Origin of the sequence: Pseudokineococcus marinus, assembly GCF_013004605.1 — a bacterium.
GTDB lineage: Bacteria > Actinomycetota > Actinomycetes > Actinomycetales > Quadrisphaeraceae > Pseudokineococcus > Pseudokineococcus marinus.
Genome location: NZ_JABEMA010000143.1, coordinates 1 through 7,851, shown reverse-complemented (window position 1 = coordinate 7,851; position 7,851 = coordinate 1). Strand labels below are relative to the sequence as shown.

General features: G+C 76.9%; 7 protein-coding genes. 4 read left to right on the top strand and 3 right to left on the bottom strand.

Translation table 11 applies throughout. The annotated features are described in order from the left end of the window. Window positions 1-178 precede the first annotated feature (178 nt). Together map and HLB09_RS10205 are read right to left on the bottom strand one after the other, a co-directional pair. Window positions 179-952: a type I methionyl aminopeptidase gene (gene map, locus HLB09_RS10210; RefSeq protein WP_171203275.1), complete on the bottom strand. Its 774-nt coding sequence runs from the start codon at window positions 950-952 to the stop codon at window positions 179-181. 106 nt (window positions 953-1,058) lie between these two features. Further along, window positions 1,059-2,021 carry a helix-turn-helix transcriptional regulator gene (locus HLB09_RS10205; RefSeq protein WP_171203274.1) on the bottom strand — a complete coding sequence of 321 codons (963 nt, stop codon included), beginning with the start codon at window positions 2,019-2,021 and terminating at the stop codon, window positions 1,059-1,061. On the opposite strand from HLB09_RS10205, the gene HLB09_RS10200 reads away from it, so the two are divergent. From HLB09_RS10200 to HLB09_RS10185, 4 genes are all read left to right on the top strand, one after another. Continuing rightward, entirely contained in the window at window positions 2,020-2,718 is a 699-nt protein-coding gene (locus tag HLB09_RS10200; protein ID WP_171203273.1) for an SDR family NAD(P)-dependent oxidoreductase, read from the top strand. The two genes, HLB09_RS10205 and HLB09_RS10200, sit on opposite strands and share 2 nt — an antisense overlap. A 230-nt stretch (window positions 2,719-2,948) precedes the next feature. Beyond that, the gene (locus tag HLB09_RS10195; protein ID WP_212770872.1) at window positions 2,949-4,169 is read left to right on the top strand and encodes an FAD-dependent oxidoreductase; all 1,221 of its coding nucleotides are present in this window, start codon (window positions 2,949-2,951) and stop codon (window positions 4,167-4,169) included. Window positions 4,170-4,205: 36 nt separating this feature from the next. Further along, window positions 4,206-4,703 carry a nucleoside deaminase gene (locus HLB09_RS10190; RefSeq protein WP_171203272.1) on the top strand — a complete coding sequence of 166 codons (498 nt, stop codon included), beginning with the start codon at window positions 4,206-4,208 and terminating at the stop codon, window positions 4,701-4,703. 54 nt (window positions 4,704-4,757) lie between these two features. Further along, complete coding sequence (locus HLB09_RS10185; protein ID WP_171203271.1) at window positions 4,758-5,762, top strand: aldo/keto reductase; 1,005 nt, start codon at window positions 4,758-4,760, stop codon at window positions 5,760-5,762. A gap of 80 nt (window positions 5,763-5,842) precedes the next feature. Here HLB09_RS10185 and HLB09_RS10180 read toward each other — a convergent pair. Continuing rightward, window positions 5,843-7,851: iron ABC transporter permease (locus HLB09_RS10180; protein ID WP_171203270.1), on the bottom strand; the 2,009-nt coding region annotated here is incomplete at its 5' end.

The window sequence follows — 7,851 nt, the reverse complement described above, 5'->3', positions numbered from 1 at the left end:
GTGGCCATGTCGCCCTCGGAACGCTCCACCGCAGGGCGACGTGCGGCCGTACGGCCCGGACGAGTCCGGGGATGCGCGGCAGGGGCGACATGGCCACTCATCGCCTCGGGAGGGTCCGGCGGGAGGGAGTCGCGCGGAGCCGGGTCGCTCGGGACGGGGGCGGCCGGGGACCCGGGCGTCAGCCTCGCGGCAGCGTCAGCACCTCGACGCCGTCCTCGGTGACGGCGACGGTGTGCTCGCTGTGCGCCGTCCGGCAGCCGGTGGCGCTGCGGAGGGTCCAGCCGTCGTCGTCCGTCACGAGCTCGTCGGTGTCGGCCATGACCCACGGCTCGAGCGCCAGGAGCAGCCCGGGGCGCAGCCGGTACCCCCGGCCGGGACGGCCGAGGTTCGGCACGTGGGGGTCCTGGTGCATCGTCGAGCCGATGCCGTGGCCGCCGAAGTCGGTGTTGACCGGGTAGCCCGCGCCGGTGAGGACCTCGCCGATGGCGTGCGAGACGTCGCCCAGCCGCGCGCCGGGGCCGACCGCGGCGATGCCGGCGTCGAGCGCCCGGCGCGTGACGTCGATGAGCGCGAGGTCCGCCGCGTCGCGCGCCTCGCCGACGACGAAGCTCACGGCCGAGTCGGCGGCGATGCCGTCGACGAGCACGGCGATGTCGAGGGTGAGGAGGTCGCCGTCCTCGAGCGCCTGGTCGCGGGGGAGCCCGTGCAGGACGCCGTCGTTGACCGACGTGCAGATGTAGTGGCCGAAGGGCCCGCGGCCGAAGGACGGCGCGTAGTCGACGTAGCAGGAGACGCCGCCGCCCTCGGCCATGAGCTCCTGCGCCCAGCGGTCGATCTCGAGGAGGTTGGTGCCCACCTGCGTCCGCTCCCGGCACGTCTGCAGGATGTGCGCCACCAGGGCGCCCGCGGACCGCGCCCGCTCCACCTCGCGGGGGCTGAGGATCTCGATCACGCGTGGCTCCCTCGAGCGGCTGACGACGGCACCGCAGGAGGCTACCCGCGCGGTCCCGCGGTCCTCTCGTCCCACCGGTCCACGGATGCGGCAGCGCTCCGGGCCCTCAGGGCGTCGCGACGGCCCGCTGCCGCGCCGGGCGCAGCCGGGCCATGGCGTCACCGTCGGGGGTGCCGGGCGCCGCGGTCCACACGACGACCCGCAGGTCGGTGCCGCGGGCCTCGAGGACGTCGCAGTCCACCGTCACCCGCCCCACGTCCGGGTGCGCGAAGGTCTTGCGCGAGACCGTGTGGACGCCCGCCGGCCGCTGCTCCCACAGCGCCGCGAAGCGGGGTGACCCGGTCCGCAGCTGCGCGACGACGGCGCGCAAGCGCTCGTCGCCGGGGTGCCGGACGCGCTGGCGGTGCAGCTCGCCGACGAGGTCGCGCTCGAACGCGGCGTCGTCCGCGGGCGCCCGCTCGCCCCACGGGGCGCCGAGGAACTGCCGGCAGGCGGCGTTCTGACCCACGGGGTCGTCCTCGGAGAGGAAGGCGGTGGCCATCTCGTTGGCGGCGACGACGTCCCAGGCGACGTCGACGACGATGAGCGGCACGTCGTCGAAGCGCTCCACGAGGCGCCGCAGGGACGGCGACATCGTCCGGTTCGCCGTGCGTCCCAGCGGCGCGGCGAGCCCGGCCAGCAGGTGCAGGTGCTCGGCCTCGTCGCCCGGGAGGCGCAGGGCCCGCGCGAGCGCCGCGACGACGGAGGCCGACGGGGCCTGCGCCCGCCCCTGCTCGAGGCGCACCAGGTAGTTCACCGAGATGCCAGCCCGGGCCGCGACCTCCTCGCGGCGCAGGCCCGGCGCCCGGCGCGAGCCGCTGCGGGGCAGGCCCACGTCCTCGGGGTCGAGGCGGGAGCGCCACGCCCGCAGGCAGGCGGCCAGGTCCTCGTGCACGCCCGTGATGCTGCCACCGCCCCGGGCCGGGGGCGGGCGGGTCGGTGCCGGACGGGCGGCGAGGGTGGGACCGGCGGTGGTACCTCCGACCGACCCGTTGTGCGCCGTCCGCACCGGGCGCAGCGTGGTCGCCATGTCCACCATCCTCATCACCGGGGCCAACAAGGGCCTGGGCCGCGAGTCCGCCCGCCAGCTGCGCGACCTCGGCCACGACGTCTGGGTCGCGGCCCGCGACGAGGGGCGGGGCCGGGAGGCCGCCGACGCCCTCGGCGCCCGCTTCGTCCAGCTCGACGTGACCGACGACGCGAGCGCCGCCGCGGCCGCCGAGCACGTCGCCGCCGCGACCGGCGGCTCCCTCGACGTCCTCGTCAACAACGCCGGCGTCTCCGGCACCTCCGCCCCGACGCCCGACGTCACGGCCGCGGACGTGGAGGAGGTCTTCGCCGTCAACGTCCTCGGACCGGTCCGTGTGCTGCACGCCTTCCTGCCGCTGCTGCGCCGCTCGCCGGCCGGCGTCGTCGTCAACGTCTCGAGCGGCCTCGGCTCCCACGCCGTCACGTCCGAGCCGGGGCGCGTCGAGAGCTCCTTCCAGGCACCCGCGTACACGTCGTCCAAGGCGGCGCTCAACATGCTGACGAGCCAGTGGGCCGCCGCCCTGCCCGAGCTGCGGGTCAACTGCGTCGACCCGGGGTACACCGCCACGGAGCTCAACGGCCACAGCGGTCCGCAGACCGTCGAGGAGGGCGCCGAGGCGATCGTGCGCATGGCGACGATCGGGGCCGACGGTCCCACCGGCACCTACACGGACCGGCACGGCCCGCTGGGCTGGTGAGGAAGCCGCCACCACCCGCGGACGGGGAGGACGAGGTCGCGGTGACGGAGCGTCGTCGCAGGTCAGCGGTGCGCCGAGTGCTCAGGTGACGAGCTCGTCCTCCCCGGCGGCGGTCGTCTCGCGTCCGGCGCCTCGGGAGGTCCGCCCGCGGAGCGGCTGCCCGGGGTGGGCGTGCCGGGCCGTCGACGGCGCGAGTGGCAGGGGCGGGCGGTGGCGCCCATGGTCGTGAGGTGAACCTCCCCACCGCCGTCCTGCCCGAGCCGCGCACCGAGCACGCCGAGGTCCTCGTGGTCGGCGGCGGCAACGCCGGGATCTCCCTGGCGGCCCGCCTGCGGCGGGACGGGTGGCGCGACGTCGTCCTCGTCGAGCCCTCGCCCGTGCACCGCTACCGGCCGCTGCTCAACTACGTGGGCGCGGGCGAGGCGTCGATGCGCTCGCTCGAGAAGCCGATGGGCCGTGTCGTCCCGGACGGCGTCCGCTGGGTGCGGGACGCGGTGGCCTCCGTCGACCACGTGTCGAAGGTCGTGACGACCGGGCGCGGCCGCCGCCTGCGCTACACGACGCTCGTCGTCTGCCCCGGCACGCAGGAGGACTGGGACGACACCCCCGGCCTGCAGTCGGCGTACACGGCCGGGTGGGCGACCTCCACGTACGTGCCGAGCGCGGTCCCGCTCGTCTGGCCGGCGCTGCGCGCGCTGCGCTCGGGCACGGTGCTCTTCACGGTGCCGCCCGAGCCGGCGCCCTGCGCGGCCACCGCGCTCAAGCCCCTGCTCATGGCCTGCGACGCGTGGCGCCGGGCGGGCGTCCTCGACGACCTGGACGTGGTGCTGGCCCTGCCGGAGGAGCACGTCACCGGCGTGCCGAAGGCCGACGCCCGGCTCGAGCGCGCGTTCGCGCGGTACGGCGTGCGCGTGCTGCGCCGGGCGCGGGTGGCGCGCGTCGACCCCGTGCTGCGGTCCGTCGAGCTGACGACGCCCGCCGGTCCGGTGCACCTGGACGACCTCGCGCACGCGCACGTCGTCCCGCACTACCGCGCGCCGCGGTGGGTCGTCGACGCGGGGCTCGCGACCGACGAGCCCGGCCGGCTGGTGTCCGTCGACCCGGGGACGATGCGCTCGACCGTGTCCGACGACGTGTGGTCGCTCGGCGACGTGGCGTCCCTCGGGACCAGCTCGTCGGGCGGCGGGCTGCGCAAGCAGGTGAACGTCCTCGCGAAGAACCTCACGGCGGCGGCGAAGGGCAGGAGGCTCCACCGCTACGACGGCTTCACCGTCATGCCGGTGACGACCAGCCACCGCCGGCTCGTGCTCGTGGAGCGCGACCGCTCCGGCCCGCGCCCGCGGCACCTGCCGGTGCTGCACCGCTTCCGGCCGCGGCGCCTCACCTGGTTGTTCGACCGGTACGGGCTGCCGGTCCTCTACTGGCACCGCATCCTGCGCGGGAAGGTCTGACGGGCGTGCGGTCGGCGGCGGGGTGACGATCCGCGCATGACCACGACTGCCGCCGCCGACGCCGCCCACCTCGCCCGCTCGGTCGACCTCGCGCTCGCCAACGTCGCCGAGGGCGGCAAGCCGTTCGCCTGCGTCGTCGTCGAGCGCTCCAGCGGTGAGGTGCTGCAGGAGAGCACCAACCAGGTGGCGCAGAGCGGCGACGTCACGGCGCACGCCGAGATCACCGCGCTGCGGGCCCTGGCCGCCGCCGGGCGCACGGAGCTGACGGGCTGCGACGTCTTCGTCACCGCGTCCCCGTGCCCGATGTGCCTCGGCGCCCTCTACTACGCGGCCCCCGAGCGGGTCGTCTACGCGGCGACCCGCGAGCAGGAGGGCGAGCACTACGAGGACGGCGGGCGGTACTTCTCGCTCGACACCTTCTACGACGAGTACGCGAAGCCCGAGGCCGACCGCGCGCTCCCGATGAGCCAGGGCGACGTCGACGACCCGCAGGCGCCGTTCCGGCGGTACCGGGAGGCCCACGCCGACGACTGACGCGGGCCTCGCCCCCGCCGCGCCGTCGCGCTCGCAGCGGCGCAGTGTGGGGGCATGGCAGACACCCTCCCCACCCGCACGCTCGGCAGCGCCGCGAACGGCACCGAGCTGGCCGTCTCCGCCCTCGGCCTCGGCTGCATGGGCATGAGCGCCTTCTACGGCGCCCTCGACGAGGACGAGTCGACGGCGACGATCCACGCGGCCCTCGACGCCGGCGTCACCCTCCTCGACACCGCCGACATGTACGGCCCCTCCACCAACGAGGAGCTCGTCGGCCGGGCCATCGCCTCGCGGCGCGACGAGGTGGTCCTCGCCACCAAGTTCGGCAACGAGGCCCTGCCCGAGGGCGGGTTCCGCGTGAACGGGCGCCCGGAGTACGTGCGGTTCGCGTGCGACGCCAGCCTGCGACGGCTCGGCGTCGACGTCATCGACCTCTACTACCAGCACCGCGTCGACACCTCCGTGCCCGTGGAGGACACGTGGGGCGCCATGGCCGAGCTCGTCCAGGCCGGCAAGGTGCGCCACCTCGGCATCAGCGAGGCGGCGCCCGCGAGCATCCGCCGAGCTCACGCGACCCACCCCGTGACCGCGCTGCAGACCGAGTGGTCGCTGTGGACCCGCGACGTCGAGGAGGACGGCGTCCTCGCGACGACGCGCGAGCTCGGCATCGGGTTCGTGCCCTACTCCCCGCTCGGCCGCGGCTTCCTCTCCGGCGCGATCCGCAGCACCGACGACCTGGCCGAGGACGACTTCCGCCGCGCCAACCCGCGCTTCCAGGGCGAGAACATGACGCGCAACCTCCAGCTCGTCGACGAGGTGCGGGCGCTCGCGGACGCGAAGGGCGCGACGGCGGGCCAGGTCGCCCTCGCCTGGCTCCTCGCGAAGGGGCCGGACGTCGTCCCGATCCCGGGCACCAAGCGCCGCAGCTACCTCGCCGAGAACGTCGCCGCGGTCGACGTCGAGCTGACGCGCGAGGAGCTCGACCGGCTCGAGGCCGTGCTGCCCGTCGGCGCGAGCGCGGGCGACCGCTACCCGGACATGAGCACCGTCCGGCGCTGACGCAGCCGGCGTCGGAGGGGCCAGCGGTGGAGCGACGGCGCGCCTGAGGGCGCCGTGGCCCCACCGCTGCGCCCGTGGCGTCAGGCCGCGCGCATCCGCCGCAGCAGCCAGAGGAAGTACGGCGTGCCGACGAGCGACACGACGAGTCCCGCGGGCAGCTGCGCCGGGGCGAGGGCCGTGCGGCCGACGAGGTCGCCGACGGCGACCAGCGCCGCGCCGAGCAGGACGGCCAGCGGCACGAGCACGTCGTGCCGCTTGCCCACGAGCAGGCGCGCCGCGTGCGGCGCCACCAGGCCGACGAAGGCGATGACGCCGACGCCCGCCGTCGCCGCCGCGGTGAGCACCACGGCCGTCCCGACGTGGAGGAGCCGGGCGCGCGGCAGGTCGACGCCGAGGACGTGCGGCGTCGTGTCGTCGAGCTGGAGCAGGTCGAGGTCGCGGTGCGTGCGCGCCCAGACGACGGCGCCGCCCGCGAGCGCGAGCGCCATGGGGACGAGCTGGCCGACGGTGGCGCCGTAGGTCGACCCGCCCAGCCAGGTGATCGCCGTGGTCTGGCTCCACGGGTCCGTCCGCAGGATGAGCAGCGTCGTCAGCGCCGCCGCGGCGGCGGCGGTGCCGATGCCGGCGAGCACGGTCCGCAGCTGGCCGCCGCGGCCCGCGACGAGGAGGACGACGGCGGCGAGGGCCGCGCCGACGCCCGCGCCGGCGAGGACGAGGCCGTCGCTGCGCAGCGGCACCAGGGTGATGACGGCGACGGCCCCGAGGCCGGCGCTCGCCGAGACGCCGAGGATCCCCGGGTCCGCCAGGGGGTTGCGCGTGACCGCCTGCACCGCCGCGCCGGCGAGGGCGAGGCAGGCGCCGGCCAGCAGGGCCGCCCCGACGCGGGGGACGCGCGAGCCGAGGATGACCTCGACCCGAGGGGCGGCGACGCCGCGCAGCCAGTTCGCGACGTCGCCGAGGAGCACGAGGCTGTCGCCGAGCAGGACGCCCGCGACGACGACGGCGACGAGCACCGCGCCCGCGGCGCCGAGCACGAGGCCCGGGTGCGCGCGGCCCCAGCGGGTCCCGGCCCGCAGGCCGGCCAGGCTCTCGCCGTCGCCGCCCCCCGGCAGCCGCTGCGCGAGCAGGACCAGGAAGGCGGCGCCGATGACGCTCGTCAGCACGCCGGTGGGCACCGTGACGCCCGACACCGGCCCGAAGGCGGCCCGCAGGACGACGTCGGCGCTGAGCACGAGGGCGACGCCCGCGCCGCCGCTCGCCGCCAGGAGCACGCGCTGGCGCCGCAGCACGCGCACGCGCCGGGCGAGCAGGCGCAGCAGCGCCGGGGCGCACAGGCCCACGAACCCGACCGGGCCCGCCACGGTCACGGCGCAGGCGGCGAGGACGACCGCGAGGACCACGGTCGCGCGCCGGGTGCTCCCGACGGGGACGCCGAGCGCGGAGGCCTGGTCCTCGCCCAGCTGGAGGAGGTCGAGGCGGCGCCCGAGGAGGAGCAGCAGCGCCGTCGCGACGGCGAGGACCGGTGCCACCGCGGTGATCGCGCCCATCCCGTTCTGGGAGAGGGAGCCCGCGCCCCAGGCGTAGAGGCCCTGCGTCTCCCACGGGAAGAGCAGGAGGACCGCGGAGGTGACCGCGGCCAGGCCGAGGGCCAGCACGGAGCCGGCCAGGACGAGCCGCACGGGCGACAGGGCGCCGCCCGACAGGCCGATGACGAGCGCGGCGGCCGCCAGGCCCCCGGCGGAGGCGGTGGCGAGGCCCGCGAGGGGGCCGCCGCCGAGGCCGAGCGCGGCCGCCGCCGTCATGGCGAGGTGCGCGCCCGCGGCGACGCCGGTGGTGTCGGGCGAGGCGAGCGGGTTGCGCGAGACCGACTGCATGGCAGCCCCGGACAGGCCGAGGGCCCCGCCGACGACGAGCGCGGCCGCCAGCCGCGGGAGCCGCGACTCGAGGAGGACGGCGGAGGCCTGGGGCAGGTCCTGGCCCGTGGCGGCGGCGAGCAGCGTGGCGACGTCGACCTCCGCCGTCCCCTGCGCCAGGTGCGCCGCGACGGCGACGACGAGCCACGCCCCGACGGCGAGCGCGACGAGCAGGG